Source organism: Labilibaculum sp. K2S, assembly GCF_030372765.1.
GTDB lineage: Bacteria > Bacteroidota > Bacteroidia > Bacteroidales > Marinifilaceae > Labilibaculum.
Genome location: NZ_JAUCMW010000003.1, coordinates 219,735 through 246,643 on the forward strand (window position 1 = coordinate 219,735; position 26,909 = coordinate 246,643).

Annotated in this window: 30 protein-coding genes; 10 read left to right on the forward strand and 20 right to left on the reverse strand. The window is 35.0% G+C overall.

Features of this window, described 5'->3' with window-relative positions; all coding sequences use genetic code 11:
• The first annotated feature begins 439 nt into the window (after positions 1 to 439).
• The gene (locus QUH73_RS06595; protein WP_289529647.1) at positions 440 to 3,550 is read left to right on the forward strand and encodes a glycoside hydrolase family 3 N-terminal domain-containing protein; all 3,111 of its coding nucleotides are present in this window, start codon (positions 440 to 442) and stop codon (positions 3,548 to 3,550) included.
• Here QUH73_RS06595 and QUH73_RS06600 read toward each other — a convergent pair.
• The 3 genes from QUH73_RS06600 to QUH73_RS06610 form a co-directional block, all read right to left on the reverse strand.
• On the reverse strand, positions 3,521 to 3,979 hold the full coding sequence (locus tag QUH73_RS06600) for a CYTH domain-containing protein (protein ID WP_289529648.1): 459 nt from the start codon (positions 3,977 to 3,979) through the stop codon (positions 3,521 to 3,523). The genes QUH73_RS06595 and QUH73_RS06600 overlap by 30 nt on opposite strands.
• Positions 3,980 to 3,997: 18 nt before the next feature.
• The gene (locus QUH73_RS06605; protein WP_289529649.1) at positions 3,998 to 4,765 is read right to left on the reverse strand and encodes a type III pantothenate kinase; all 768 of its coding nucleotides are present in this window, start codon (positions 4,763 to 4,765) and stop codon (positions 3,998 to 4,000) included.
• Between the two features lie 62 nt (positions 4,766 to 4,827).
• Positions 4,828 to 5,778, reverse strand: coding sequence for an NAD(P)-dependent oxidoreductase (locus tag QUH73_RS06610; RefSeq protein ID WP_289529650.1), 951 nt, complete (start codon positions 5,776 to 5,778; stop codon positions 4,828 to 4,830).
• Between the two features lie 222 nt (positions 5,779 to 6,000).
• On the opposite strand from QUH73_RS06610, the gene QUH73_RS06615 reads away from it, so the two are divergent.
• The 3 genes from QUH73_RS06615 to QUH73_RS06625 are packed head-to-tail and all read left to right on the forward strand — an operon-like array spanning position 6,001 to position 7,517.
• The gene (locus QUH73_RS06615; protein WP_289529651.1) at positions 6,001 to 6,198 is read left to right on the forward strand and encodes a hypothetical protein; all 198 of its coding nucleotides are present in this window, start codon (positions 6,001 to 6,003) and stop codon (positions 6,196 to 6,198) included.
• A 3-nt stretch (positions 6,199 to 6,201) separates the two neighbouring features.
• Positions 6,202 to 7,170, forward strand: coding sequence for an ATP-grasp domain-containing protein (locus tag QUH73_RS06620; protein WP_289529652.1), 969 nt, complete (start codon positions 6,202 to 6,204; stop codon positions 7,168 to 7,170).
• Between the two features lie 17 nt (positions 7,171 to 7,187).
• The gene (locus QUH73_RS06625) at positions 7,188 to 7,517 is read left to right on the forward strand and encodes a hypothetical protein (RefSeq protein WP_289529653.1); all 330 of its coding nucleotides are present in this window, start codon (positions 7,188 to 7,190) and stop codon (positions 7,515 to 7,517) included.
• 213 nt (positions 7,518 to 7,730) lie between these two features.
• Here the strand turns inward: QUH73_RS06625 and QUH73_RS06630 are convergent, their stop codons facing one another.
• Positions 7,731 to 8,282, reverse strand: a complete 552-nt coding sequence (locus QUH73_RS06630) for a GNAT family N-acetyltransferase (protein WP_289529654.1) — start codon at positions 8,280 to 8,282, stop codon at positions 7,731 to 7,733.
• Between the two features lie 290 nt (positions 8,283 to 8,572).
• Here QUH73_RS06630 and QUH73_RS06635 point away from each other — a divergent pair, with 290 nt between their 5' ends.
• Positions 8,573 to 9,028, forward strand: coding sequence for a cold-shock protein (locus QUH73_RS06635; RefSeq protein ID WP_101309336.1), 456 nt, complete (start codon positions 8,573 to 8,575; stop codon positions 9,026 to 9,028).
• Positions 9,029 to 9,113: 85 nt separating this feature from the next.
• Here the strand turns inward: QUH73_RS06635 and QUH73_RS06640 are convergent, their stop codons facing one another.
• From QUH73_RS06640 to QUH73_RS06655, 4 genes are all read right to left on the reverse strand, one after another.
• On the reverse strand, positions 9,114 to 9,305 hold the full coding sequence (locus QUH73_RS06640; RefSeq protein ID WP_101260024.1) for a cold-shock protein: 192 nt from the start codon (positions 9,303 to 9,305) through the stop codon (positions 9,114 to 9,116).
• Positions 9,306 to 9,773: 468 nt separating this feature from the next.
• Positions 9,774 to 9,965 (reverse strand): cold-shock protein, encoded by a 192-nt coding sequence (locus QUH73_RS06645; RefSeq protein WP_101260022.1) that lies wholly within the window; start codon positions 9,963 to 9,965, stop codon positions 9,774 to 9,776.
• 357 nt (positions 9,966 to 10,322) lie between these two features.
• Positions 10,323 to 11,078, reverse strand: a complete 756-nt coding sequence (locus QUH73_RS06650; protein WP_289529655.1) for a DUF4197 domain-containing protein — start codon at positions 11,076 to 11,078, stop codon at positions 10,323 to 10,325.
• Positions 11,079 to 11,197: 119 nt separating this feature from the next.
• Positions 11,198 to 12,085, reverse strand: a complete 888-nt coding sequence (locus tag QUH73_RS06655) for a hypothetical protein (RefSeq protein WP_289529656.1) — start codon at positions 12,083 to 12,085, stop codon at positions 11,198 to 11,200.
• Between the two features lie 363 nt (positions 12,086 to 12,448).
• Between QUH73_RS06655 and trhA the strand changes: the two genes are divergently transcribed.
• A complete protein-coding gene (gene trhA, locus QUH73_RS06660; RefSeq protein ID WP_289529657.1) occupies positions 12,449 to 13,132 on the forward strand; it encodes a PAQR family membrane homeostasis protein TrhA in 684 nt (227 codons plus the stop codon).
• Positions 13,133 to 13,248: 116 nt separating this feature from the next.
• Here the strand turns inward: trhA and QUH73_RS06665 are convergent, their stop codons facing one another.
• Complete coding sequence (locus QUH73_RS06665; protein ID WP_289529658.1) at positions 13,249 to 13,575, reverse strand: hypothetical protein; 327 nt, start codon at positions 13,573 to 13,575, stop codon at positions 13,249 to 13,251.
• Between the two features lie 209 nt (positions 13,576 to 13,784).
• The gene (locus QUH73_RS06670; RefSeq protein ID WP_289529659.1) at positions 13,785 to 15,164 is read right to left on the reverse strand and encodes a tryptophanase; all 1,380 of its coding nucleotides are present in this window, start codon (positions 15,162 to 15,164) and stop codon (positions 13,785 to 13,787) included.
• A gap of 484 nt (positions 15,165 to 15,648) precedes the next feature.
• Between QUH73_RS06670 and QUH73_RS06675 the strand changes: the two genes are divergently transcribed.
• The 3 genes from QUH73_RS06675 to QUH73_RS06685 all read left to right on the forward strand — a co-directional run bounded on the left by QUH73_RS06675 (position 15,649) and on the right by QUH73_RS06685 (position 18,391).
• Positions 15,649 to 17,280 (forward strand): DUF3078 domain-containing protein, encoded by a 1,632-nt coding sequence (locus QUH73_RS06675; protein ID WP_289529660.1) that lies wholly within the window; start codon positions 15,649 to 15,651, stop codon positions 17,278 to 17,280.
• A gap of 113 nt (positions 17,281 to 17,393) precedes the next feature.
• Entirely contained in the window at positions 17,394 to 17,861 is a 468-nt protein-coding gene (locus QUH73_RS06680) for a hypothetical protein (protein ID WP_289529661.1), read from the forward strand.
• A gap of 95 nt (positions 17,862 to 17,956) precedes the next feature.
• The gene (locus QUH73_RS06685) at positions 17,957 to 18,391 is read left to right on the forward strand and encodes a rhodanese-like domain-containing protein (protein WP_289529662.1); all 435 of its coding nucleotides are present in this window, start codon (positions 17,957 to 17,959) and stop codon (positions 18,389 to 18,391) included.
• Here the strand turns inward: QUH73_RS06685 and QUH73_RS06690 are convergent.
• Complete coding sequence (locus QUH73_RS06690) at positions 18,388 to 18,885, reverse strand: O-acetyl-ADP-ribose deacetylase (RefSeq protein ID WP_289529663.1); 498 nt, start codon at positions 18,883 to 18,885, stop codon at positions 18,388 to 18,390. The genes QUH73_RS06685 and QUH73_RS06690 overlap by 4 nt on opposite strands.
• Before the next feature lie 239 nt (positions 18,886 to 19,124).
• Here QUH73_RS06690 and QUH73_RS06695 point away from each other — a divergent pair, with 239 nt between their 5' ends.
• Entirely contained in the window at positions 19,125 to 20,219 is a 1,095-nt protein-coding gene (locus tag QUH73_RS06695) for a 6-phosphofructokinase (protein WP_289529664.1), read from the forward strand.
• Between the two features lie 68 nt (positions 20,220 to 20,287).
• Here QUH73_RS06695 and QUH73_RS06700 read toward each other — a convergent pair whose 3' ends face one another.
• The 9 genes from QUH73_RS06700 to QUH73_RS06740 all read right to left on the reverse strand — a co-directional run bounded on the left by QUH73_RS06700 (position 20,288) and on the right by QUH73_RS06740 (position 26,662).
• Positions 20,288 to 20,713, reverse strand: coding sequence for a thiol-disulfide oxidoreductase DCC family protein (locus QUH73_RS06700; protein WP_289529665.1), 426 nt, complete (start codon positions 20,711 to 20,713; stop codon positions 20,288 to 20,290).
• A gap of 43 nt (positions 20,714 to 20,756) precedes the next feature.
• Entirely contained in the window at positions 20,757 to 21,794 is a 1,038-nt protein-coding gene (locus tag QUH73_RS06705) for a permease (protein ID WP_289529666.1), read from the reverse strand.
• A 15-nt stretch (positions 21,795 to 21,809) separates the two neighbouring features.
• A complete protein-coding gene (locus tag QUH73_RS06710; protein WP_289529667.1) occupies positions 21,810 to 22,514 on the reverse strand; it encodes an aromatic aminobenezylarsenical efflux permease ArsG family transporter in 705 nt (234 codons plus the stop codon).
• A 110-nt stretch (positions 22,515 to 22,624) separates the two neighbouring features.
• Positions 22,625 to 23,092, reverse strand: a complete 468-nt coding sequence (locus QUH73_RS06715) for a nitrophenyl compound nitroreductase subunit ArsF family protein (RefSeq protein ID WP_289529668.1) — start codon at positions 23,090 to 23,092, stop codon at positions 22,625 to 22,627.
• Positions 23,093 to 23,103: 11 nt separating this feature from the next.
• Positions 23,104 to 23,340 (reverse strand): thioredoxin family protein, encoded by a 237-nt coding sequence (locus tag QUH73_RS06720; protein WP_289529669.1) that lies wholly within the window; start codon positions 23,338 to 23,340, stop codon positions 23,104 to 23,106.
• A gap of 16 nt (positions 23,341 to 23,356) precedes the next feature.
• Positions 23,357 to 23,653, reverse strand: a complete 297-nt coding sequence (locus QUH73_RS06725) for an ArsR/SmtB family transcription factor (RefSeq protein ID WP_289529670.1) — start codon at positions 23,651 to 23,653, stop codon at positions 23,357 to 23,359.
• A gap of 112 nt (positions 23,654 to 23,765) precedes the next feature.
• Positions 23,766 to 24,485: a hypothetical protein gene (locus tag QUH73_RS06730; RefSeq protein ID WP_289529671.1), complete on the reverse strand. Its 720-nt coding sequence runs from the start codon at positions 24,483 to 24,485 to the stop codon at positions 23,766 to 23,768.
• A 243-nt stretch (positions 24,486 to 24,728) separates the two neighbouring features.
• On the reverse strand, positions 24,729 to 25,181 hold the full coding sequence (tnpA, locus tag QUH73_RS06735) for an IS200/IS605 family transposase (RefSeq protein ID WP_289529672.1): 453 nt from the start codon (positions 25,179 to 25,181) through the stop codon (positions 24,729 to 24,731).
• 737 nt (positions 25,182 to 25,918) lie between these two features.
• Positions 25,919 to 26,662 (reverse strand): hypothetical protein, encoded by a 744-nt coding sequence (locus QUH73_RS06740; protein WP_289529673.1) that lies wholly within the window; start codon positions 26,660 to 26,662, stop codon positions 25,919 to 25,921.
• Between the last annotated feature and the right edge of the window lie 247 nt (positions 26,663 to 26,909).

The following is a 26,909-nucleotide window of genomic DNA, read 5'->3' on the forward strand; positions in this document are numbered from 1 at the left end:
AGTTCGTCTCATTTTTTAATTTAATCCTTTTTATTGATTTTTCAAAAGGAATAGTTTTCCTTACAATTAAGTTGTAAGCCCTTGTTTGAGGGTAATCAGATAAATAAGGGCTTGTTGTTATGTTCAATGTAAAGAAAATGGCACATTTGACACTTGTTTTATTATACCTATTACAATATTTTTACTTGTGTAGTGAAGGTTTAAATTCCTTCAATTTTCATATTTGGCTTGATAAGTTTCAGCTCTTTTTAAGTTGCAAGTATGGTTTAGTTGTTAGTAATTAAAAGAGGGGCTTTGCCCCTTTTTTATTTTACGATATTTATTCTCCTCTAAATAATTTATAAATCTTTCATTTTAAGTGATGAATCATTCTGTTTATTGACAGGGTATGTCTAATTTTGTTACTCTTCACTGTTTTTATAGCCAAAGAAAGATTTTCATGACACATATATATTCTCTGAACAGATTGTTTATTATTCTTATTCTCCTCGGAAGTAATTTTTTTGTCTCGGCACAAAATATTTCTTTGGAAGAAGATAGGTTGGTTGATAGATTGTCTCAACCCAATATCTGGGCAGATTCCATTTTCTCGACTTTAAGTGATGACGAGAGAATCGCTCAATTGTTTATGCTTGCAGCATACTCAAATAAAGGAAATGATGAATCTGAGAGAATTGCCGGCTTAGTGAGTAAATATCAAATTGGAGGAATTATATTTTTTCAAGGAGAACCGGGAAAGCAAGCCGAGTTGACAAATAGGTATCAAGATTTGGCAAAGGTTCCTCTTTGGATTGGAATGGATGCAGAGATTGGACTTGGATCGAGATTAAAACAAACAATAAGTTACCCAAGGCAAATTATGCTGGGTGCAATTCAGGATAATGAATTGATTTTCCAGTTGGGAAAACAGATCGGTAAAGAGTGCAACAGGCTTGGTGTTCATGTGAATTTCTCACCCGTAATGGATGTGAATAATAATCCGCGAAATCCGGTAATTAATAGCCGTTCCTTTGGCGAGGATCGTTACAATGTAACCAACAAATCGTATGCTTTTGCTTCAGGAATGCAGAAATCAGGAATTATTGCTGTAGGCAAACATTTCCCAGGCCACGGAGATACCGAAACCGATTCGCATTTTGATCTTCCTTTGGTAGATCATCCTATTGAAAGACTTGATTCTATTGAACTATTTCCATTCCGTCGTTTAATAAATAATGGTTTGGGGGGGATTATGGTTTCTCATTTAAATGTACCGGCGCTTGATCCTTTGCAAAAAGTAGCGACACTTTCCCTCCCTATCGTTTCACAATTGCTGAAAGAGGAAATGGGTTTTAAAGGTTTGGTATTTACGGATGCTTTAAATATGGAAGGCGTTCGTAAATTTTATCCGAAGGGTGTGGTTGATGCTAAGGCTTTGGTTGCGGGTAATGATGTTCTTCTTTTTACTGAAGACGTTGCAATAGCAATTAAAGAGATTAAATTGGCACTTAAAAGCGGTGAGCTTTCCTGGGATGATATCAACGAGAAGTGTTTGAAAATTTTGAAAGCAAAGTATTGGCTCAATTTGAATGAGTACAAGCCAATTGATCAAAATAGACTATGGTCAGGATTAAATACACAGCAAGGATTTATTTTAAGACGAAAGTTGACCGAGAAGGCAATTACATTAGTGAAAAATGATGATCAGTTGTTGCCATTAAAACGATTGGATACCCTGAAGATTGCTTCTGTTGCTATGGGTGTCCCTATCCGAAACAGATTTCAGGAATATCTTGGCAGGTATGCAGATATAGATTTTTTTCAGATTGGGAAAAGCGTTTCGATTGAAAGTTATTATCAATTATTGAAAAAGCTTGATAAATACAATTTGGTGATTGTAAGTAAGCACGACAGCGATATGCGGGCATCAAAAAATTTTGGAATTACGAATCAAACCATTGAATTTCTTTCTGAGCTTTCAAAAAACAAGAAGGTGATTTTTGATCTGTTTGCAAACCCTTATGGTTTGGATTTATACGAAGGGACTGATCGGTTAAAAGGAATTTTGGTTTCGTATGAAGATAACATAGAAACTCAAATGGCTTCATCGCAAATTATTTTTGGTGGCTTGGCTTCTCAGGGACACTTGCCGGTTACAGTTAATGAACGCTTTCCGGTTGGCACTGGTTTTGAAACCAAACACAACCGTCTGGGTTTCTCTTTGCCCGAACAAGTTGAATTAAATACACTTAAATTGAATGTTATTGATTCGATAGTAAATGATGCCATTAAAAAAAAAGCAACCCCAGGCTGTCAGATCCTGATAGCTAGAAAAGGAAAGGTTGTATTTCATAAATCATACGGTCATTATACCTACAAAGGAAAAGTTGAAGTTCGTAATCCTGATATTTATGATTTAGCGTCACTAACAAAGATTACAGCTACACTTCCGGCACTAATGCAGTTAAGTGATGAAGGTTGGATTAATGTGGATCATACATTGGGTGAGTATTTTTCAAAAGCCAAAGGAACCAATAAGGATACTTTGATTTTAAAGAAAATATTAGCTCATGAAGCTAGATTGTTGAGTTATAAGCCATTTCAATGGGAGGCTGTTGATTCTTCAAGCTTCGATGGAGATTTATTTAGTCGGAACTATTCGAAACGTTATAGTCTCAAAGTGGCTGATAATTTGTATTTAGATAAAAATTATAAATTTAGAGAGGGAATCTTTTCCCATCAGGTTTCAGAGGAATACCCGGTTCAAGTTGCTAATAATATGTTTGTTAATAAAGGATATCATGATACGATAATCAATCAGGTACTTGCATCAGAATTGAGAGAATCAAATGGATACAAATACAGTGACCTTGGTTTTATTATGATGGGAGAGATGATTAAGGATATTTCCGGTGAAAGTTTGGATGGCTATGTGAAAAGACATTTATACGACATGCTGGGAGCCTCAAGTTTGGGTTATTATCCTTTAAAGCGCTTCAGTATCGATCGAATTGTACCAACACAAGATGATAAGTTCTTTAGAAAGCAGTGGGTTAGAGCTTATGTGCACGATCCAACAGCTGCAATGCTTGGTGGTGTTTCCGGGCATGCAGGAATGTTTGGTAATGCTGGCGATCTGGCAAAACTGGCACAAATGTATCTTCAGGAAGGAACTTATGGCGGTGAAACCTATATAAGTGCTGAAACGATGAATCGATTTACTGCACGTGCCTACCCAAATTCAGAAAACAGAAGAGGAATTGGTTTCGATAAACCTTTTTACGATCCCGAAGAAAAAGGTGGTCCAACATGCAGTGAGGCTTCCGAATTAAGTTACGGACATACCGGTTTTACCGGCACTATGATTTGGATTGATCCCAAATATGATTTGTTGTATATTTTTCTGTCGAACCGAATTTGTCCTGATGAATCAAATACTAAACTGATGGAGATGGATGTGCGGACTAAAATTCAGGAACAGATATATAAGTCAATGATTGAAGAGGAGAAAGTCGACCCGGAATTCAGAACATTACCCTTTTCACCATTTGGAAAAGGGATGTTTTATTAGTTCTACATTTAAATATTTACTTTCATTTGTGACTTCCCGATCAATCCATTGTGGCAACTCAAATTTCTCGTTTTCAGAATTGAGTTCAATTTCAGCTACAATTAAACCCTTGTTGTCGCCTTCAAATACGTCTATTTCCCAGAATAAATTATCTTGAGGAATCACGAATCGTGTTTTTTCGATCTTCGAATCACAAAGAACTAAAAGATCTTGAGCATCTTTCATCGGAATCTCATATTCAAATTCAGATCTGCTCAACGGATCACTTCCGGTTTTGATGGTTAAAAAAGATTGATCTCCTGCAATTCTAATTCGCAAACTTTTATCCGGATCACTCCAAATATATCCTTGAATAAGTTTCTTTCCCTCTTGAGGAAGATCTGGTAAGTTTGATTTTATGAGGAACTTTCGTTCTATTTCTATAGGCATATGCTGCTGGGGCTTGTTTTATTTGTAAAATTGATTTCCAACGATTTTAAGTCCGTCGAGGGTTAACATTGGCTCATGATGATCTAAACTGTTAAGAATAGGAAGCATCACAGTGGCTAAGCCACCAGTGACAATTACCGTAGTTTTGCCTTCCATTTCCTTTTTCATACTTGTCAAGAGCGATTCTATTAAGCCTTTGTAGCCTAGTATAATACCAGCTTGCATTGCATGAACCGTATTTTTCCCAATGCAGGAAGGCGGCACAACCAGATCGACATTTGGTAATTGAGCTGTCTTTTGAGAAAGCGATGCCATGGCAGTTTTAAGCCCGGGAGCAATTGTCACACCCAACAAATTCCCATCTGCTTTTATTACAGTAAAAGTAAGAGCAGTTCCAAAATCTACAACGATGCAATTGCCCGAATACTTGTTGTGAGCAGCAACGGCATTGGCAACTAAATCCGTTCCTATTTCATAAGGATTACTGATTCCAATATCTAAACGCGGATACAATTCCGGACCGAGAACTAAAGCTTCCTGGTTGAACAGTTTTCGAATCATCTCACGAATAGGAAGTATCAGCGAGGGAACTACGCTACTCACAACTACCCGGTCAATCTCTTTTAAATCGATATTCCGACTCGCAAGTAAGGTTCTGTAAATGACTTCATATTCATCGGATGTTTTGTTGGCAACAGTATGAATTCTAAATTGTTCTGTCCAATGATTATTGCTGGATAAACCGCAAACTACATTTGAATTTCCTATGTCGATGGCTAAAAGCATATGTTGGATTGTATTTATTGCTAACTGCAGATAAAGGTCGGCAAAAGCTTTAAAAGAAAAGCCTAATTAACCCTGTTTTTTGTAATTCCATTTTTTAAATATTCAATAATATTCTGACTGGCTTCCCGGCTCATTTCAATTCTGGTTTCGCTTGTTGCAGTGCCAATATGCGGTACTACAAGAGCTGTTTTCCGCTTTAATAATTTTGGATGAATAATGGGTTCGTTCTCAAAAACATCCAGTGCGGCACCGGCAATTTCTCCTTGTTCCAAAGCTAAGGCCAAATCAGCTTCATTAACAACTGCACCTCGGGACGTATTAATTAAAAAGGCCGTTTTTTTCATTCTCAGGAACTCCTTTTCTCTGAATAAATGATGCGTTTCAGGAGTTAAGGGGCAGTGCAGGGAAATCACATCCGATTTTTCAAGTAGATCTACCAAATTCATATAAACAGCATCCTTCCATTTAATCTCAGAAATGGGCTTCCTATTGTGATAAGCGATACTCATACCAAAAACCATTGCCTTTTCGGCAACCGATTTACCAATATTGCCCATCCCAACAATCCCTAAGGTTTTTCCTCGCAGTGTGCTTCCTAAATTTTTCATCACTCCCCATTCAAATTCCGGATTTGTTTTTAACCCATAATTGCATAACGAAATTTGTCTGCTCAGGGATAATAAAAGTCCCATACACAATTCTGCAGTTGGTTCACATACAGCCTCAGGAGTATTGCAAACAATAATTTTTTGCTCATTTGCAGCATCTAAATTGATATTATTAAAGCCAACTCCGTAATTACTGATGATTTTCAGATTCTTTCCGGCATTTATTATATCGGCAGATACTTCTCGGTTAAAAATAGATAACAAACCAATACAGTCCGGAATTAGTTCAATTAATTCTTCTTTTGTGAAGAATTCCTTTTCGGGATAAATCAAATCAAAATGAGTTTCCAATTCGGTAAGTCCCTCTTTGGGAATTGAATAGGTAATAAGTATTTTATTTTTCACAGAATTAACATTAGTAGTATTTAGAGCCTAAAAGGTAGGGATTTAATAAAAATGAGCATTATTTAAAGCTTTGGAATTTAGCAAACTTTTTTATTTGCCTCTTGATTGCTTATTTGATGTATTGAGTTTGATCCATCCTTTTTATGAATAGATTACCATAAACATATTTTGTAGCTTTGTGTAAGATTTGACTCCTAACAACACAACTAACATTACTATTGCATGATTTTATTAGATAAACCTTACGTTTCGAAGTTCTTAAAGGATACAATTGTAAAATATAACTTCCCGGTTTTGGACACAGGTAATGTTACCGAGACGGGGGAGCTTTCATTGATTGGTTCAGAACAGTTTATTCAACATTTTCGTGATAATACGAATAGTCGTATTTATACTAATTCCGAGAATTCAATCAATTAGGTTGTGAACCATTTAAGTTTCACTAAACTACCGCAGTACATTAATGTATTTAAAAATAAAATTGAGTTTCGAAAATTGATTCAGGGAATGTATCCTGATTTCTTTTTTAGGGAAGTGCTCTTTAAGGATTTGGATGAAATTCAACTGGCAGAATTACCAATACCGTTTATAATTAAGCCAGCAGTAGGTTTTTTAAGTCTGGGAGTTCATAAGGTTGTAGATGAAAGTGATTGGTTAAGAGTGAAGCAATTAATTCGTAAGGAATTTACAGATGCTCAGGCTTTATTTCCGATCGAGGTAGTAAATGCATCTTCCTTTTTAATTGAAGAAGTAATTGCAGGAGAGGAGTTTGCTTTCGATGTTTATTTTGATGAAAATGGAGAGGCGGTTGTATTGGGAATTCTAAAGCACCTATTTTCTTCTGATAAGGATGTAAGCGATCGTGTTTATTACACTTCAAAAGAATTGATTAAGGCATATCTTCCACAATTTAAGCAGTTTGTACAGAATCTTGGAGAGCGGGTCGAATTGAAAAATTTTCCTGTTCACGTCGAAGTTCGCGTGGATGAAGCGGGTAAATTAGTTCCGATTGAAGTGAATCCAATGAGGTTTGGCGGTTGGTGTACTACGGCAGATTTAACTTATTTGGCCACTAAATTGAATCCGTATCATTGTTTTTTAAGCAATATTAAACCCGATTGGGATCAGATCTTAAATGAAATGGATGATGAGATCTATTCTTTGATTATTTTGGACAATTCCACTAAAATACCATCCGGTAAAATTACACATTTTGATTACGAAAAATTATTGAATCATTTCTGTAATCCATTGGAATTGCGAAAGATTGATTACAAAATGTACTCTATTTTTGGGATGTTGTTTACCAAAACTCCAAGAGATGAATTCCATGAAATTGAAGAGATATTAGTTTCTGATTTATGTGATTTTGTCATTGAAGAGTCTCATTAAAATATCAGTGCAGCGATATGATTACCGATTTTATTATTCGTAAAGCCGAAACTTCAGATGCTCTTTGTATTGCGATGTTTAAAATTCAAGTTTGGCTTGATACCTATGCTACGGAAGGATTAAATGATGAATACGCGGAATATTTGGCTTCTGAAATCACCAAAGAAAAAACGGAAGCCATACTTCGGAATCCGAATAAAAAAATATTTTTAGTTGAGAAGGATATGTGTTTAATTGCGTGCTCTCAACTGGATTACGATACTTCTTGTCCGGTAAAAGATATTACAGATCCGGAGCTATCCGTACTATATGTATCAAGACATTTTCATAGACAGGGAATTGGGTAAAAACTTTTGCTGCATGCTGAAAATGAGGTGATAAAAAATAAGGGTTCAGGTTTATGGCTCACAGCTTATTACCAAAACCAAAATGCTCTTGATTTTTATCATTGCCGGAATTATTTGGTTGCTGGCAAGTGTTTTTTCGAAATGGGTGAAAATAAATACGAAAATTGGTTGTTCTATAAAAAGCTAAAAGTTTAGGGGAATAAGGAGAGAAAGTCAATCTTTCTTGGTTTTATTTGTCCACTCGTCTTTAAGAATTGCATAAATTACATCGTCAACCCATATTCCATCTATGAGGATACTTTTTATAAAATGAGCTTCTTTTCGAAAACCTAAACGCTCAAGCATTGCTATCGATTTTATATTTGCCGGATCGACCGAAGCAGTAATACGATGTTTGCTTAAATCAGTAAAAAGGAATCGAATTACTTCTGATAGTGCTTCGTTTGCAAAGCCTTTTCCATGATGAGTTTTTGCCAGAGTACAACCCAATTCGACCTGTTCTTCGTTTTCGTCTAAAAAATGAATTCCAATATCACCAATCACTTTCTGATCTTCTCTGCAGATAATTACGAATTGATACCATGTGTCAATCTGATCGATGCTTTTGGAAACTTTATTGCTGATGAAATCATAAACATCATCAATGTTTTTCGGGATCCAGCCTTGGTATTGGTTGGTCTTAGCATCTGAACGATAATCGAATACTTCTTTAGCATGTTTATTTTGGATTGTTTGTAAGCATAATCTTTCTGACTGTAATTCCATAATAAATCTATTTGTTTCAAAGACAGGAAAGATAATTTTCTGAAGTGGATTTTGCAAATATGAGTTTAAATCACCTGAAATGGATTTTTTTTATAAAGATAGGGGAGTGGAATGACAGCTTAAATTTGTCATATTCAGGTGCATATTATACCCTTAAGGATAAATAATTAGCAATTTGTTGAGAATATTTCCGTACATTGCAGAACCTTTAAGAAATGAACAGATAGAAGTATTAATTATCGGATTTAATTTTTGAGGGATTATAATGAATTTCGAATCTTAAAAAAGCTATGGCAAGACCAAAAGAAACTTACAACAAAAAAGAGAAAGAGAAGCAAAAACTCCAGAAAAGAAAAGAAAAAGAAGCGCGTAAAGAAGAACGAAAATCCAGTCCAGGTCGTACTTTCGAAGAAATGCTTGCCTATACCGATGAGTTTGGCAATTTGAGTGATACGCCACCAGATCCAACTAAAAAGAAGAAAGAGATTAACGAAGAAGACATTGTTCTTGGTGCACGAAATAGTGATGACGGTAACTTTGAACAACCTTTAAGAGAGGGTGTTGTATCTTTTTTCAATACAAGTAAAGGATATGGATTTATCAAGGATTTAGAAACCAAGGAGAGTATTTTTGTGCATATCAATGGTCTTGTAGATTCAGTAAGTGAGAATGATAAAGTTAACTTTGAAACTGAGCGTGGTCCTAAAGGGATGAATGCTGTAAATGTTACTTTAGTTAAAAAATAAACAGCTGTTTTGGTTGTTACAATTTTAAGAAATAAAAAACCACCCTTTTGGGGTGGTTTTTTATTTTGTATGAAAGTAATATGAACTAGTCGATTACTCTTACATTTACTGCGTTCATACCTTTTCTTCCTTTTTCCATATCGTACTCAACTTTATCGTTTTCACGAATTTCGTCGATAAGACCCGATGAGTGTACGAAGATGTCTTCACTTGAATCTGCTGGTTTAATGAATCCAAAACCTTTAGATTCGTTAAAGAATTTTACTGTTCCTTCCATTGTAATGTTTTTTAAAATAATAAGATGTTTGTTTAAAGTCTGTATTCTTATTTAATTGCCAGTAACAGTTCTATTATTTTTATTCCTAAACGGAATGAATAGTAATGAATGGTATTGAAATTATTATTTAATAAGACTTTCGAACAAAACAAATATAAAAAAAACAATTTTTCAATCCAAAAATAACCGTCAAAGTTTTGAGTTCTGTAATGATACTTGTTGTGAGGTGATTATGGATTTAGTTTGGTTGGATTTTCACTGTTTGGTCTATGGAGATTACTTGCGAGAAGGAGTGATTAGATTTGGAAAAGAGATGGTATTTATTCTTGCTGAGTTAATTTTCTAGCATAGAAATGCAAGGCTGACATTTGTAAAGAAGAGCTATTGGGGATGTATTTACCGATTTATAGATATAAAAAAAAACCACCCTGTTGGATGGTTTTTTATTTTGTATAAAAGTAATACGAATTAGTCGATAACTCTTACGTTAACGGCATTCATACCTTTTTTTCCACGTTCTGAATCGTACTCAACTTTATCGTTTTCACGAATTTCGTCAATAAGACCTGTTGAATGTACAAAGATGTCTTCACTTGAATCGTCTGGTTTAATGAATCCAAAACCTTTAGATTCGTTAAAGAATTTTACTGTTCCTTCCATTGTAATGTTTTTTAAAAATAATAAATTAAACGTTTAAAGACTTTAATTTAGTAATTAGCAGTAACAAACCTATTATTTTTATTCTAAAAGAAACAAATAGTAACGAATGATATTGAAATTATTGGTGGAGATAAATCTCCCTTAAGACTTTTAAACTATTGCAAAGATATATAAAACTTTTACTCTATCCTAACTAAGTGCAGTATAGTTTTTGTTTCCAGCATAGAAATTAAAGAATATATCTAATAATATTACGGCTTATTTTTGTATTGTCCTTATATATAGGCGGTTGCAATTTAGGTTGTGAAGCCCTCTATTGTGAACTTAGTTGTGGTTGAGTACTAAAAATAGATCATTTTACTTATCCAGTTCACCAAATACTCTTCTTAAGAGATCATTAACCCTCTTTAAAGGGTCTTTTCTGATCAGTTTCTCTTCATCTGCAACTTTAAGAAATAAAGCACTTAGTGCTTTTTCGGTAACATATGCATCGAGCTTGGTATTTATTGGCTCTAAACTGGCTAATTTTCCGGCAAAACTTCCTGCCACAGCATTGTAATTTTTGGTTAATAAACTCCACGATTCATTCGTGGATAAATTTGCAACCAGCTTTTTATCTAAGGAGGCCTTTACTTTGGGCATAAACAGATCTTGTAATTTATTTTGAGTTTTGTTTTGAAGATATATGGTTGCTGCATTGTTTCCTCCTTTAAGAATGCCAAATGCATCTGCAATTGTCATTTCAGTAATAGCCGAAACAAATATTGGTGTTGCTTCAGAAACCGCATCTTCTGCAGCACGGTTAAGTCTAAGAACAACTTTATCTACTAATTCTGAGCCTCCTGGTAGCAGATTGATATTTTTTGTAATGCTTTGTGCCTCCGGAGGCAGCAGTATTTTAATCAACTCGTCTTTGTAGAAACCATCCTTCTTGGATAGCAGGCTTGACGCATTCTTACTGCCAATTTTTAATGCCTCTTTTAATCCGGAACTTACTTCAGCGCTGGATAAAGGTTTTGGTTGAGAGAGTGCATACTGATCCATGAAAGGCTGTAGCTCAGCGCAAGAAGCAAATAGGAAACAAATTAATAGGATTGAGGTCGTCTTATTCATAATTGTTGCTTTAATGAAGCTGTTTGTTTTTAAACGCAACAAGGTATCAAAAAATGACAGGAAATTCAATAAGAAAAGCCTGCAGAAAATTATGCAGGCTTTACAATCGATAGTTGTATTTACTCAGTTATTGCTTTCATAAAATCTTCTACATCTCCAGGGGTGCTCATTATTCTCATAAATGTTCCCATAGTTAGTTCTGGCCAATACAAGGCAAAACGATATTTACCATGTAGCATACTTGCCTCTTTTCCTTCCAAAATAATCTCATAAGGCATGGCCGCAATATGATCTTCTCCAATTATTGGAAGAAATTGTTTTTCCCCATCTTCTGAGTCTAATAAACCAATTCCAAATACGGCTATGTTTTTGTCTTCAAATACTTGTTCGTAAACTAAACTGGTATTTCCTTTTTTTGTTTTTAAATTTTTACGGATAGTTGTTAGTCCTGCTTCGAATGATTCAAACTCATTTAAATCCACAGGATCACTAAAATATGGCATCATCATTTTGTAATGATACTTTTTTAGTGAGCTTTCTTTTATTTCCCCGCCAAATGGAGCGAATTTATCACCTATTGCGGATAAGGATTTTTTTACATCAGAGGTGATCTTTGAAAGCAAAGATTTGTCGGTTTCGTAGTTACTTAAATAGGCGCAAAAAACATAGTCTGGGTTAAGCATACTTACTATAGTGCTTTCTCCTTTTTTAACCAAACCTATTTTAAGCACACTGGCCAAAGCACCTCTGTCTGCTGATTTTAGGCATAATTCACTAAGATCATTTCGCGTGAAACAAATTACGTAGAGTTCTTGGCTGGCTTCAGGCTGGTATTCTCCTATTATTGAAAATTGATTTGTTTCAAGATTTTGTTTTATGCTTGAAATCAGTGAACTGATATCCGTTTGTGATGTTCCGACTTTAAAGAAAGGAGACATTTTATTTTCTTGAGCATTGCTAATCTGGACCCAGGCAAAGCAAATCAGAATTAGGATTATTTTCTTCATAGTAATATTAGTTTGTAGTTATTAAGATGTTTATAACTCCTAATATATAAATATGAAAATAGATAGACTGTGTTATGGGAATTGTTTTCTGTTTAAATTTTTTGGACTAAAGGTGTTTATTATCCGAAACTTCAATCAATACAGCACTTTTCATTCTATTTTAAATGATTGTAAATTGAGGTATTATTAATTTTGTGGCGTCGAATCTTTTCCTGAAATTTGATTTCCCTTCCAAAAGGATGTAAGAATCAGGTATTTAAACTGGATACTATGAAACGACCATGTAAAAAGTGTTACACACAGGGGGATGATTATTGGTTCATGGTAAGTTCCATCTGACCATAAAATAAAAAATATAAACAGATGAAATGGATTTTGTTGCTTGTAAGTTGGTCCAAAGAGGAGAAGAAAAGATTCTCATCTGATAAGGACGCAATTCATGAATTTGCAAACTGGCTTTCTCATGGACTTGGCTTGATGTTTGGTATTCCGGCAGGCGTGTGGTTGCTAGGTATAGCCTACGAAACGCAGAATATTTATGGATTTGCAGCATGCATGCTCTTTGTTATCGCATTTAATTTACTCTATGCTTCATCAACTGTTTACCATTATATGGTCGGAAGTCCAAATCGTAAATTATTTAGAAAGTTCGATCATATCAGCATTTTCTTCATGATTGCAGGAACTTATACACCGTTTCTTGTTATTTATTTGAATAATCAGGTTGGCAGACTCTATTTGATGATTTTGTGGGGATTGGTAGTTGTTGGAATATTTTATAAAATATTTTTATTAGGCAGATATCGTTGGATCTCTCTTATGTTATACATATTTATGGGCTGGATTCTGTTTTTTAATTTCTCTGCATTTAGTTCATCTCTGCCTGCTTTGTGTTTGCAGTGGATAATTGCAGGTGGTATCTTTTATATGTTGGGTGTGGTTTTTTACATGTGGAGAAAGTTGCCATTCAATCATTTTATATGGCATTTATTTGTTTTTGCAGGTAGCATTTCTCACTTTATTGCCGTGTATTATTGCATTATATAGTAGAGGCTGACTCAAAATAGGGAGGGTCGATTCTTTGATATACTGATGTTTCTCTATATTGAATCAAAAAAATGGTTTGTGTCTGAGACAGCCTCAGGATAATTTTATTTCCGTTGCTAACAAATTCTGCAGTTTTTAACATACCAGGAAACAGAATGCTCATTGTTGTCAACCAATTCTTTTATAATTTTTCGATCATCCCAAACAGCACAACAAGAGGTTGATTGATTTAGGGCCTTAGTCAATTTTGACCAGCGATCCATGATTTCCATGGTTAGAAAATTTTCGTACTCTTTGAATACTTCGATAGCACATGAACCACAAAAATGTAATTGATCTTCAAGCGGTTTAAGATTTTCATTTTTTGTAAAAATGTGCTCGCCTACCTTAAAAAATTCATTCTCTTTTAATTGAAGAGTTAATTTTAAATCAATTGTAGTCATAGGTTTGGAGATTAGGGTTTGCTTCTTTTTTTCTCTATTTAAATATTTATGGTTTTTCTTTTATTGTCTGATAATCTGCTGATTCTAATGCATAATTAAAAATACGCAATTTTAAAGTCCCGAAAAAATAAAAAATCATTAAGGATAGAATTCTTTATTTAGATCAAAAAAAAGCTCCCCTAAGGAAGCTTTATTATCTGATGTTTTTATTAGTCAATTTTTTGAAGTTGAACAGTGAAATGTCTCATAATTGGAGCTTCGTCAATAATTTTAAACCCATGTTTAATTTCATTCCTTCGATCATAAACATTTTTCAGCGCTACTGCAACAACATCCATATGGTTGTTGGTATAGGTTCTTCTAGGTATTGCCAAACGCAGCAACTCTAAGGCAGGATAACGGTTTTTTCTGGTTTCAGGATCTCTATCCGCTAAAATTGCACCGATTTCAACTCCACGAATTCCTGCTTCTAAGTACAATTCACAACCTAAAGTTTGTGCCTGATACTCTTCTTTAGGAATGTGAGCTAAAATCTTTTTGGCGTCAACAAAAATTGCATGGCCTCCTATTGGCTTTTGGAACGGAACACCAAATTCCTTTAGTCTGCCACCTAAATATTCTACTTGCTTAATACGGGTTTCAAGATATTCAAATTCAGTTCCTTCATCAAGGCCTTGCGCCAATGCATTCATATCACGTCCCGACATACCTCCGTAGGTAATATATCCTTCAAACATGATATTGTAGGTAGATGCTTGTTTCCAAAGATTTGCATCTTTCATCCCGATGAATCCGCCCATGTTTACAATTGCATCTTTTTTGGAACTCATTGTTGCCATATCAGCATAAGTATACATTTCTTTAACAATCTCTTTAATTGTTTTATTCTGATATCCTTCTTCACGAGTTTTAATGAAGTAAGCGTTTTCGGCAAAACGCGCAGAATCGAAACACACAGGAATTTCATATTTGTCGGCCAATTCTTTAACGGCTTTTATATTAGCCATGGAAACAGGCTGACCACCCGAAGTATTACAGGTAACAGTCACAATAATCATTGGTACTTGTTCTTTGGGATAAGTAGAAAGAACCGATTCAAGCTTAACAAGATCAAGGTTACCTTTAAAAGGATGATCGATTACTGTATCAAAAGCTTCATCAATTGTGCAGTCAACAGCTTTTGCTTTTCTAAATTCAATGTGTCCTTTTGTTGTGTCAAAATGTGAGTTTCCCGGAACAATATTGCCTTCTTTAACCAATACCGAGAACAATACATTTTCAGCAGCCCGGCCTTGGTGAGTAGGTAAGAAATGATCGAATCCCATGATGTTTTTTATAGCTTCTTTCATGTTGTAGTAGGAGCGTGCACCAGCATAACTCTCATCTCCCAACATCATTGCCGACCATTGTTTATCACTCATTGCACCTGTACCGGAATCGGTAAGCAAGTCGATAAATACCTGATCACTTTTTAGATTAAAAAGGTTGTAATTAGCATCTTTAAGCCATTGTTCCCTTTCTTCACGAGTACTTCTCTTGATGGTTTCAACCATCTTGATTTTATATGATTCTGCGAATGGTAATTTCATAATGTTTCGTTGTTTATATTATTGTGGTATATAGCCGTGTAATTATCTATAGGATATAATTTTCCCATATCAATTATGCGCTTTTTGTAAATGTATACGTAAAAATTTGAGGCAGAATGCCTCAGGCGAATCTAGAAGTGAAACTCGTCTCTGTTTTTAATGTTAAGGTAGACTTTGTGTGTCAGTTTTGGAAGTTGATATTTTGTTTCCATAGTTTCTGATTTTCTACTTCTGCCAAAAATAGAATAAATTCTGCTGAATAAAAAGAGGAACAGGATATTTTATGCAAACGTTTGTTTTTGAAATCTGTTTGTAAGAGTTTCAAAAACTCACATTTTTTAACCTAAATGACCAGGATTATTCTTTTTATAAAGAAATAATTTCAACAAATTTGCATGTGCCATATTTTTAGTTGGCATTTTTCTTATTAATAAGATTTTCCATTAGCCATTTAACTATTTAAAGAAGTAAAGATCATTGCCCTATGATTCGAGTTTTTTGTGTTTTGCTGATTCTGCTTCAATCATTAATTTCTTTTTCACAACGAAATGTTAAGAAGGATTTTGTTTTTCCTGACAAAATAAAATTGGATAAATCTGCTTATCGATTGAAGCAAAATAAGGCTGATTCAATCAAGTATTGTTCCAATGATACTGTTTTAAACTTACTTGTTGATCCTTTGCACCATATAGATAATGTGGGTTTTAGATTCATTGTTCGTGAATTGGAGATGAATTATTCAAAAAAGAAACATCAGACCGATTCTGTGCAGGATGCAGTAAATACTTTATTGCAATACGTAAAAAATGATAGTATTCGGGATATGGTTTACTACCTTAAGAAATACATTGAAACACGAAAGACTGAAGAAGCACTCCGAAAAGTGAAAAAACAAATGGAGTTGGAGAAAGTGTTGAGTTACCAGCCGGAATTACTAAAACCTGAAGAGATGGATACAGATGATGCTTGGAAGGTTCATGCAATGGAGGAGTTGTTTGAGTATGTTGAAAATGATCCGGTTCATCAGTGGATCCGGGAAATCAGCAGAGACTCGGTTCTTTTAGGGGTGAAAAATTATCAGAACGATTCAATTAAATTCTGGATTAATAATGGGAAACAGGATTTCAAACGATTTTGGTTGAAGAAAAACAAAAGGGATTCTATCGGGATATGGGTTCAGAATACCAAAGATCGATCGGTTCGTATTCTTGTTGATGACGATGTATACCAGCAGTCAGTTCAGAAATCAAAAATGAGAGGGACACGAGTGAAACTGGAAGAGAAAATTTCAAGCGATCAGTATAGTTTAGCGAAACTAGGTAAGTATAAACGCTATTCTCAAAAATGGAAATTGGGCGCTACTATTGGATTCTCTTTTAATCAAGGTCATGTAAGTGATAGTTGGGCCGGAGGAGGCGAAAGTTCAATTGCTACCATATCAACCATAGGTGCATTCGCAAACTACAAAAATGGGAACCAAGCATGGGATAATAAATTAGCTGTTAAGTATGGTCTTTTAAAGTCGGGAGATAATGAGTTTCGAAAAAATGAGGATCGTATAGAATTTGAGACGAAGTATGGTCAAAAGGCTGTTAGAAAATGGTATTATTCGGCATTATTCAACTTAAAAACTCAGGCAGTAAAGGGATATGATTATCCTTCTGAACAAAGCCGAAAGCTTAAATCTGATTTTTTTGCACCTGCTTATATTATTGCATCGATTGGTATGGACTATAAACCAAGTAAAAACTTGTCAGTCTTGTTGTCTCCAATAGCAGCCAAATATACAATTGTAAGAGATACTAGTAGTATTGATCAAACAGCCTACGGAGTAGATGCTGATAAAAAAGTTAAAAAAGAAATCGGATCATATGTTAACGTTTATCACAAGTTTGTATTTTGGGATGAAATGAGTCTTGAAAATAAACTGACCTTATATTCCAATTACGCAATGAAACCTAAAAATATTGATGTGGACTGGGAGATGATTCTGGTAATGCCAATTAATCAATACATATCTACAAAATTATCAACTCATTTGATATCAGATGATGATACAGGTTCAAAAGTGCAGTTTAGAGAAAACCTTGAGGTGGGAATCAGCTATCGGTTTTAGGTATGTAATTATTTGCAATTGTCTTTTTGTATCAATATAAAAGATGTTTTAAAACCTTTTTAACTTACTATAAAAAACACTATTTTTCTGATCTAAATTTAAAGTATAAATCGATGAGTTTAATTTATAGAGTACCTGGTGTTGGAAGGATTGAAATTGACACTTTAGTTGTTGATTCGAATGGAACATTAACGGTTAAGGGGGAAATTGTTTCTGGTGTGATTGAAAGAATACAGCGGTTACAGTCCTTTGGAGTAAATGTTGTGATGATTTCTTCTGATCAAAGAGGAAACGCACGTGAATTGTCTGAATCTACGGGAATTACCTATTACGAAGCTAATAACTCGAGAGAAAAAGAAGATATATTGCTTTCATTAGGAAGTAACAAGGTTGCTGCAATTGGTAATGCCCGTATTGATATTGGGCTGTTTGTGCAGTCGGTTGTTTCTATTGCTACATTGCAAGGCGAAGGAATTCATAAAGATGTGATTGATCATGTGGATGTAATTGTTCCATCTATAAATGATGCTTTAGATTTCTTTTTGGATGAAAATACATTTATAGCAACAATGAAACGTTAATTGTGTTTTACTAAAACACATAGAATCTCCTTATTGGAGATTTTTTTTTGCTTTGCTGTAAACTAATGGGTACTTTTTAAGAAAATGATATTTATATGGATATGCTTTTACTAATTATTTCAGTTGTTGCGATAGGTTTTGGAATTTATTGGTATTTTATTCATACTCCTGATTATACCGGATATATCTCGGTTGATGGGGGTGAATTAAAAAAATACAGCAAAGTAGAAGAACTATTTACTTTAACTCAAAGTCCTGTTGATAATATTTGGATAGTAGATACCCGGGAGGAAGAATATTTTCTATTGGGACACATTCCAACTGCTGTTAATTATCCTTTTGATGAAATTGAAAATAGATATTCCGAAATATCATTGGGAACCAAACTGATTTTTTATTGCGATTTAACATTAAAATCTCAAAATGTCATCAATTTTTTAGAGGAAGAAGGCCATACCCAAATGCTGAATTGGGGCAAATACAAATACTGGACTTATCCTGAAATTGTAGAGGAAGATATATCTATTTAAAGTAAATTTTGATAGAGGTTAAGGTTTTCATCATCGAAAATGCAAAAAATAATTTTGCGAATGGATTTTAGCTGTTTCGCTTCTTCTTGAATTGTTTTAATGGCTATCTCAGCGGCGTCTTTTTTTGGGAAACCATAAACTCCTGTGCTGATATTTGGAAATGCAATGCTTTCTAAATTTAGATTTTCAGCCAATCGGATGCTGTTTTTGTAGCAATTTTGGAGGAGCTGTTTTTCATTGTGATTTCCTCCTTTCCAAATTGGACCAACGGTATGAATGACATGCTTTGCCGGAAGATGGTAAGCCTTGGTCACCTTTGCTTCACCAGTAAGACAACCATTTAATTTTTTACATTCTTGTAACAATTCAGATCCTGCTGCTCGATGAATGGCTCCATCAACACCACCTCCGCCAAGCAGGCTTTCATTAGCCGCATTTACAATTGCATCAACTAGTAATTTGGTCAGATCCGATTTTTCAATTAAAATTTCCATTGTTGGAGCGGATGATAGTTTAAATCATTGTTTTTCAGTGTATAATTTCCAAAACTGACTTTCAATTTCTAAATTTATAGATTAGCTTAAAATTAATAATTCAAATTCATTATAAAAAATGCCCCCGAAATCGATTGCAATTCATTGATTGTGAAATTGTTTGTTCGAGATTGAAAAAATATTTTTACTTTAGCCGAGCTAGCCAAGCAAATTGATTGAAATATATTAAATTGACAATTATGAAAAGAGTATTAGTTGCAACCGGTGGTGGTGATTGCCCAGGGTTGAATGCTGTAATTCGCGCCGTTGTGAAACGTGCAGCTCAGGAAAAAGATTGGGAAGTAGTAGGAAGTATTCAGTCGTTTGATGGAATATTGAAAGAACCAACTGAGATAAAAATATTAGATGATGCTGCCGTAAAAGGAATCCACTACCAAGGTGGTACAATAATTGGAACTACCACAAAGGGTGGCCCATTTGCTTGGCCGGTTAAAAATAAAGATGGTTCTTGGGGTTCTGCCGATCGTTCAGACGAAATGATTCGCAAATTACAATACTTGGGAATCGATGCTGTAATTAGTATTGGTGGTGATGGTTCTCAGAAAATTTCACAAGCTCTTTACGAAAAAGGGTTGAACATTATTGGGGTGCCTAAAACCATTGATAATGACCTTTCTGCAACAGATTTTACATTCGGTTACCAAACTGCAGTACAGATTTGTACTGAAGCTGTTGATAAGTTAAAAACTACTGCAGCATCTCATAACCGTGTTTTTATTTTGGAAGCTATGGGGCGTGATGCGGGATGGATTGCTTTAAGTGCGGCTATTGCCGGTGGTGCAGAAGCTTGTTTGATTCCAGAGATTCCTTATGATATTAAAAAAATTAAGGAAAAGTTAGATACTCGTTTCCTAAAAGGAAAAGGTTTTGGTATTATAGTTGTTGCTGAGGGTGCTATGCCAATAGGTGGTGTTGCTTTGGCTGCACAAAGTACTGAAGTAGGTAATCCTAACTTGAAATTAAGCGGTGCTGCCGATCGTTTGTTAGTTGAATTGAAAGAAGCAGGTGTTGAGGCTGATATTCGTACAACTGTATTGGGTCACTTGCAACGTGGGGGTATTCCTTTGGCTTACGATCGTGTTTTGGCAACTCAATTTGGTGTTAAAGCATTCGAGATGGTGTTGGAAGGAAAATTCGGTCAAATGGTGGCGTATCGTCATCCTGAGGTTGTTGGAGTTCCTCTTCCTGAAGCTATTGGAAAACAAAATCTTGTTAATCCTAAAGCTAATTTGGTTAAAACAGCTAAAGGTGTTGGTATCGCATTTGGAGACTAATTCTTTTGCTGAGATATATAGCCGGAGTCCTTATGGATTCCGGTTTTTTTATGCTTTAATAGTTTTAATTATTCAGAAAACCGATGTTTCCACTCAGGTTTTGGAATCATACATTGGTTTTTTTTACCAAACCAATTGTATCTGTTTTTTGAAATTAGATTGTATACCCAATCGGTAATCATTCTTGGTACGAACTTAAAGAAGTACAATGCTCTCCAAGGATAAATTAAGTGTTTTGTTAGTTCTAAAACAGCAGTGCTTTTTGTGTAAATTCGCTCGTTTTCGATGAATATAATGGTGCTAAGTTCTTCATTGGTAAGTTTGTATTGAATAAGTAATTCTTGGGCAAAATCAGACTGAAGGGATGCAAAATGAAGATTTTCTTTTCTGTTATAGGCAAGTAAAAATTGAACGGAAGTAGTGCATAAATTGCAAACCCCATCGAAAAGTACGATAGGGTTTGAATAATTTTGATCTGATTTGATCTGTAGCATAGAATTATACTTAAAACGGGTTGCAGGACAAATTGTTCATCCCTTAATAGATAAAATTAAAAATAAATCCGACACAAAGAATTCCTGCAGCTACTATTCCAACAAATGCCAATATTAAAGGCATTTTTAATACCTTTTTAAGGATAATAATTTCGGGTAAGGACAAACCGATTACCGACATCATAAAGGCAAGTGAAGTTCCCAGCGAAGCTCCTTTTTCGATTAAAACGCTCACAATTGGAATGATACCTGCTGCATTTGAATACATGGGAATCCCGATAAGGATTGATAAGGGGACAGAGTACCATGCTGATTTTCCCATTAATGCAGCCATGTAATCTTCAGGAACGTAACCGTGTGCCGCAGCGCCAATTGCAACACCAATAACAATGTAGAACCATATTTTGCCAACAATTTCTTTTACGGTATCATAACCAACTTTAATTCTACCGGAAAAGGACATTTTAGTTTCGTCTTCGCCGGCTTGTCCGGTTTTCACATCAAAAACCCAGGCTTGTACATATTTTTCAAGTTTTAAAACACCTATTAGGTAACCTGCAAAAATTGCAATGAGTAAACCTGTTAAGGTATAGATTATTGCAGTTTTCCATCCAAATAAACCAACCAGCATAATGAGTGCTATTTCATTTACCATCGGAGCTGCAATCAAAAAACTGAAAGTAACTCCTAAGGGTACACCGGCTTCAACAAATCCTAAAAATAAAGGAATTGCAGAACAAGAACAGAAGGGAGTCAGAACACCGAGTAGTGCTGCCAGAATATTTCCCATGAAAGTGGATTTTCCAGCCAAAGCATTTCGGGTTTTTTCAGGTGAGAAATAACTCCTGATAATACCTACACCAAAAATAATGAGGACTAATAACAGCAGAACTTTAGGGACTTCGAAAATAAAGAAGCGCAAGGTTTCAGTAAGGTGCGTGCCTTTTTGCATCTGAAAAACGGTATCGATTAAAAAATCGGATATATTTTGCAGATTGGCATACAACAAATACCATACGGGAAGTAAAAGCAAAGCCAGAAGGAGTTGCTTTCTATTTGTGATTTGTATTGATTTAATCATAATGATTGATAGCCTTTAAGCAATAAAAAAGATGTAAGTGAAATAGAGACCGGATAGAATAAAAATGACAGCAGCCACTTTTCTAAACCAATACTCGAAGCTTTTAACCTTATTGTAAAAACTACCTACACCCGATAAAGTGAATGCAAGCAGGTAGGCAATGATTATAACCGGAAGACCAGTTGCAATGGCATAAACTATTGGGAGAAACAATCCATCGGGTTGCGAAATACTCAGCGGAATTAACATTCCGAAGTACAAAATACCGCTATACGGGCAAAAAGCAAGAGCAAAAACAATACCTAAGAGCAATGCTCCCCAGTAGCTTCCTTTGATCTTTTCGCCATTAATTTTATTCGTTAGTCTTCCTACTCCCGGAAAATTGATCGAAATTATATCGAGCATAAATATTCCAACAAGAATTAAAAGAGGACCTAATAATCGTTCACCATAGGTATTGAAAAAGGATGAAACGTCGAATTTGCTGGCTCCAAAATACAAAATGATACCCAAAACGGTATAGCTAACAGCTCTGCCAAGTGTGTAAATAAGTCCGCTGATAAAAATCTTTTTCCTGTTCCCCAAATCCTTACTGATGTATGCAGTTGCAGTAATATTTGTTGCTAAAGGACATGGACTAATTGCAGTCATTAGGCCCAGCAGGAATGCTGAAAGAAAAGGCCAGTTACTTTGGGCTAAAAGTTGATCTAAATATTCCATTTTGCAATTGTTTCTGAAAATAATAACGGCAATATATCTTAATTACATCATAATTTATATTGCCGTGTGTCATCAATATTTCTTTCATCAAGTCAATAATGAAATGGAAATTACATATCGGCTTTTAAGGTGGATTCCAGTTTTTCGATGTAAGCTTTGGTGTCGTTAATAGCAGTGCGGAATGCAAAATTGGTTAAGTTTTCAATTTCACCTGATTTGCTGTGCTTAATGAAAAGGGAAGAGCCCGATGCCTGAAATTCTTTAGCCACAGCCTCATTTCCTTCTTCATCCAAATTAATATCGAAGAATTTTGCATTCATTTTTTCTGCAATCTCCTTTGCCTTTTCGCCTACAGCTTTACATGTTTTGCATTTTCTGTCGCCATGAAAATAATAGATACCTGCGTTTTCAACGTTTTGCGTGCTTAATTTGGTTTCCACTGATTTTTCACATTTACTGCAATCATTAGTGCAGGCAACTTTGGTTTCTGCTTTTGCAGTTTCTTTTTTTGTATTCGATTGACAAGAAGCAAAGCTAATACCAATTGCCAGTAGACTGTAGAATGCTAGATTTTTCATTTTATAAATATTTATGCGTTTTGAATAAATTCTTTGATTTCAGATACTGAAGGCACTTTCCCGCTCACTACCACTTTTTCGTTGATAACAAGAGCCGGAGTTGACATCACACCATAAGATAGAATCTTTACCATATCATCCACTTTCGTGATGTTTGCATCAATTGCAAGTTCTTCTACTGCTTTTTTTGTTGCTTCGGCTAAAGTGCCGCATTTTTTACAACCCGGGCCTAATACTTTTATTTCCATTTTATGTGTTTGTTATTTATTTGAAAAATTCTTTAAATAATTTTTGAGCCATAGCCCAATTTTCTTTGTTTAGGCAGTATTTAATTTTAGGAGCGGTAATTTCGCCCTGAATTAAACCTGCATTTTTTAGTTCTTTTAAATGCTGAGATAGGGTAGATCTGGCAATAGGAACTTCCTCTGCCAAATCGCCGCTGTAGCAACAGGTTTGTTTCGAAAGTAAATCGCAGATATAAATACGCACAGGATGCGACAAGGCTTTGGCAAATCGAGCCAATTGTTTTTCTTCAGTGGAATAGAACTCTTTTACTTCCATTTGTTTCGTATTTCGTAAAACTACGAAACGAAGGTAGTGGGAAATTTTTAAAAGGCAAAATATTCACACAAAAAATCGATATTGATATGGTGGGTCTGTTTTTTATTTCCCTTTAAAGTGAATGCTTGTTGCTATAGGGAATCAATTTGGTCTTACCGTGTTTATAGCGGTCTTTACAATTTCTGATGTCTCCCTTGAACCTAAGTTTTTTCGGAACCCCCAATCTAAATATCCCTTTCCCTTTAGCCATTCGTTCAAGTTTACAAATGGCCTTTTCGGATAACTGATGATACAGAGGCTGAAGAATTTTACATTGTTCAATGTTGCCATATTTCTCATCCCATTTTAATGCTTTTTTTCCTTTAATGATTTCATTGGAAAAATAAACATCCCGTATTTGAGGAAATGCAAAGGCAAATACTTTTTCTGATCCTTCATGTGCAAATGTTACCAATTCTTTATTGCGGATGATGAAAATACGAAGAAAATCATTCTCCATTTTAGCCAGTTGATTAGCGGCAACCGAAGCAATTCCCAGCCATTTTATATCGTGACCTTTCTCTATACAGACTTTGTTGAAAAAGGTATAAAAATCTCTTATTTGGCGAATGCTTTTGTATTTCTCATTCCCTTTGTCGATACCCAAATTGTAGATGTTGGCTTGTTGCCACACTTCGGTGTTTTTTTTGCGGTCTTTTTTTAACCAGCAACCATCTTGTAAAACAGTATTTTCAGTTTCTTTTTTGTATGCATGTAAACTTTTCCACTCCTGTGAGAAAACAAGAGTAGTAGGGAGAAGAATGAGAAGGAGAATTTGGAGTATTTTTTTCAAGAGAATATATTTTAATACTTATTGCGCCCCTTTGGGGCTTACCTTTTTATTTTGTGTTATCACAGGGCTGCACCCTGTGTTATTGTGTTACGCTCCTTTGGAGCTTGTTTCCATTGTTAATTGAATACAATGTATATGTTAGCCCCAAAGGGGCGGTAATATGGTAGCATAGGGCAACGCCCTATGAAAAATGATTAGTATATAGTGAAGCCCCAACGGGGCGAAATATTTTGAGGATTTCATTTAATCCCAAACATAGCATTCATCGAATTCGATATGGTATTTTTTCAAAAGGCTTCGATATTCATCTTGAAAAGTCTTGTTTCTATGATGATTTTCTTGATTTTGAATGTAGCGTTGAACAATTTCCACATCTGTGGGATTGACTGAAAAACCACCATATCCATTTTGCCAGTAAAATTTTGAATATTTACCTCCTTTTGTTTTTATCCATTTCGAAGAGTGAGATTTTACTTCTTCGATAAGTTTCATCAATGCAATTTTTCTTGAGAGCTTGCATAGAATGTGAACATGATCTTCAACACCTCCAATCTCAATAGCAGGAGATTCCAACTTTTTGCAAATACCACCTAAATAAGCAAACAATTCCTGTTTGATCTGATGATCAATAAATGGAAATCTTTCTTTCGTACTAAAACAAATATGGACATAGTTTTTTACTAAAGATTGTGGCATAGTGTTGTTTTTGATTGTAATTTATTGCGTCCCTTTGGGGCTTACCTTTTTATTTTGTGTTATCACAGGGCTGCACCCTGTGTTATTGTGTTACGCTCCTTTGGAGCTTGTTTCCATTGTTAATTGAAACAATGTATATGTTAGCCCCAAAGGGGCGATAATAATACAGCGCAGGGTTTGTAACCCTACGAGTATTGTGTGATATGCACGTAAGCCCCAAGGGGGCGATAATAACGCAGCATAGGGCAACGCCCTATGAAAAATGATTAGTATATAGTGAAGCCCCAACGGGGCGAAATATTTTATTTGACAGGAATTTCAACATTACAACCCGACAGGTTTATTTGCATCTTTTATAATTAGCCTGTCGGGTTTTATTCTTTATAGTTGGTTATTAAAAAATAAAAATCGAATTTAAGAATAATACCTAACATCCATGCAGGATTATTCTACTACTAAAAAAAACATCCCAAATTTCTGCCTGAGATGTTCGTAATTGTACTTTTTTGTATATAGTGATTATTAAAAAGGATTCCCATTGGTCGAATCCATATTCCTATTGGAGGTTTTTGTATTCCTGATGTAAATTTTAAATGCCTATCGGACTTTTTTATACTCCTGATTCCTGAATTGGTTTATCTGATGGTTAAAATTGACTCCTGATTCATGAAAATATGTTTCGGATGTATAAATTACACCTCTGATGCAAAATAGGTGAACAGATTCAAGCTTTTCAGCTAGTTCTTCATTTCATTTAACTTGCTGTTTTTTTTGTTTTTATTTCTTATATACTCACTCGAATATCTCTTCTGTTTTTCTTTGTTGTTCCAGAAAGCATATTTTCCGTAGGCACGAATTTCGTCAACCAATTGTTTCAGATAGGTGTAGGCTCTGTCGCGGAGCTGCTTTTCGGGTCTGTTTTTGCTGTTTTTTACTCCATCAACCCGGTTCATCAGTTCGTGCAGCTCATGCGACAGTTGTTTCGAGCGGTCAATTTTAGTTGTATCAAATAGAATCGCGGCCAAAGGTTCCGGATATTGTTTGGCAAAGGCAGGGTAGTCGCTCATGTCCTGAATTAAATTCATATGGCCACTGCCTTTCAATATGTTTTGCAGTTTTTTTAGAATATCCGGATTGTTTCTGTAGGCAAATTTAAAATCGCACTTTAATTCCCTTTGCAATTGGCTGGCTTCAGTAATTTTTGCTTCCCATTCTTTGGTGCTGGTTAAAGCTGATTGATAAACTGCAGTCCATATTGATTGTTGTTCTTGTAAAAAAGCAGCTCTTGCCGTAAGCTCATTAATTGAATCTTCGCTTACTCCTTTTGCCAAAAGTTCTTTTTTGTCTTCCATTGCATTTTGGTGAAGTACTCCAGCTTCGCCAATGGTAATATCTACCGGAATAGTAGGTGAAACAATCTTGTTTTTAGGAATTTCAAGAACTAATTCTTTAATTGTTTTTGCCGCTGTTACATCTGTCATTGATTACAATTTTTCAGGGTTTAATGATCAACAGGTTTGGTAAATAAAAGATTTTGGATTCTGAAATTAGAAAAGATATGTTAAAAACAAAAGCTTGTGCCAATAAATTATTTTTTTTGTGATCAGACTCTGGGGCTTTGGTGTTTGCAGGAGGGAACCGGAGTGGAAAATTAGGGGTAATACTTGTGTCTGTTGTTCTTCTTTTGATGTTCTATTGCCAGTGTTTTGTTAAAATTATTGAAATGCT

Bases quoted from the DNA above. Each gene is read 5' to 3' on its own strand.
- QUH73_RS06670 (WP_289529659.1), bottom strand. From the start codon at position 15,164: ATGAAATTACCATTCGCAGAATCATATAAAATCAAGATGGTTGAAACC.
- QUH73_RS06640 (WP_101260024.1), bottom strand. From the start codon at position 9,305: ATGGAAGGAACAGTAAAATTCTTTAACGAATCTAAAGGTTTTGGATTC.
- QUH73_RS06615 (WP_289529651.1), top strand. From the start codon at position 6,001: ATGATTTTATTAGATAAACCTTACGTTTCGAAGTTCTTAAAGGATACA.
- QUH73_RS06690 (WP_289529663.1), bottom strand. From the start codon at position 18,885: ATGGAAATTTTAATTGAAAAATCGGATCTGACCAAATTACTAGTTGAT.
- QUH73_RS06645 (WP_101260022.1), bottom strand. From the start codon at position 9,965: ATGGAAGGAACAGTAAAATTCTTTAACGAATCTAAAGGTTTTGGATTC.
- QUH73_RS06710 (WP_289529667.1), bottom strand. From the start codon at position 22,514: ATGGAATATTTAGATCAACTTTTAGCCCAAAGTAACTGGCCTTTTCTT.
- QUH73_RS06685 (WP_289529662.1), top strand. From the start codon at position 17,957: ATGGATATGCTTTTACTAATTATTTCAGTTGTTGCGATAGGTTTTGGA.
- QUH73_RS06715 (WP_289529668.1), bottom strand. From the start codon at position 23,092: ATGAAAAATCTAGCATTCTACAGTCTACTGGCAATTGGTATTAGCTTT.
- QUH73_RS06630 (WP_289529654.1), bottom strand. From the start codon at position 8,282: ATGGAATTACAGTCAGAAAGATTATGCTTACAAACAATCCAAAATAAA.
- QUH73_RS06650 (WP_289529655.1), bottom strand. From the start codon at position 11,078: ATGAATAAGACGACCTCAATCCTATTAATTTGTTTCCTATTTGCTTCT.
- tnpA (WP_289529672.1), bottom strand. From the start codon at position 25,181: ATGCCACAATCTTTAGTAAAAAACTATGTCCATATTTGTTTTAGTACG.
- QUH73_RS06655 (WP_289529656.1), bottom strand. From the start codon at position 12,085: ATGAAGAAAATAATCCTAATTCTGATTTGCTTTGCCTGGGTCCAGATT.
- QUH73_RS06680 (WP_289529661.1), top strand. From the start codon at position 17,394: ATGAGTTTAATTTATAGAGTACCTGGTGTTGGAAGGATTGAAATTGAC.
- QUH73_RS06740 (WP_289529673.1), bottom strand. From the start codon at position 26,662: ATGACAGATGTAACAGCGGCAAAAACAATTAAAGAATTAGTTCTTGAA.
- QUH73_RS06720 (WP_289529669.1), bottom strand. From the start codon at position 23,340: ATGGAAATAAAAGTATTAGGCCCGGGTTGTAAAAAATGCGGCACTTTA.
- QUH73_RS06705 (WP_289529666.1), bottom strand. From the start codon at position 21,794: ATGATTAAATCAATACAAATCACAAATAGAAAGCAACTCCTTCTGGCT.
- QUH73_RS06625 (WP_289529653.1), top strand. From the start codon at position 7,188: ATGATTACCGATTTTATTATTCGTAAAGCCGAAACTTCAGATGCTCTT.
- QUH73_RS06635 (WP_101309336.1), top strand. From the start codon at position 8,573: ATGGCAAGACCAAAAGAAACTTACAACAAAAAAGAGAAAGAGAAGCAA.
- QUH73_RS06605 (WP_289529649.1), bottom strand. From the start codon at position 4,765: ATGCTTTTAGCCATCGACATAGGAAATTCAAATGTAGTTTGCGGTTTA.
- QUH73_RS06695 (WP_289529664.1), top strand. From the start codon at position 19,125: ATGAAAAGAGTATTAGTTGCAACCGGTGGTGGTGATTGCCCAGGGTTG.
- QUH73_RS06675 (WP_289529660.1), top strand. From the start codon at position 15,649: ATGATTCGAGTTTTTTGTGTTTTGCTGATTCTGCTTCAATCATTAATT.
- QUH73_RS06725 (WP_289529670.1), bottom strand. From the start codon at position 23,653: ATGGAAGTAAAAGAGTTCTATTCCACTGAAGAAAAACAATTGGCTCGA.
- QUH73_RS06600 (WP_289529648.1), bottom strand. From the start codon at position 3,979: ATGCCTATAGAAATAGAACGAAAGTTCCTCATAAAATCAAACTTACCA.
- QUH73_RS06665 (WP_289529658.1), bottom strand. From the start codon at position 13,575: ATGACTACAATTGATTTAAAATTAACTCTTCAATTAAAAGAGAATGAA.
- QUH73_RS06700 (WP_289529665.1), bottom strand. From the start codon at position 20,713: ATGCTACAGATCAAATCAGATCAAAATTATTCAAACCCTATCGTACTT.
- QUH73_RS06595 (WP_289529647.1), top strand. From the start codon at position 440: ATGACACATATATATTCTCTGAACAGATTGTTTATTATTCTTATTCTC.
- trhA (WP_289529657.1), top strand. From the start codon at position 12,449: ATGAAATGGATTTTGTTGCTTGTAAGTTGGTCCAAAGAGGAGAAGAAA.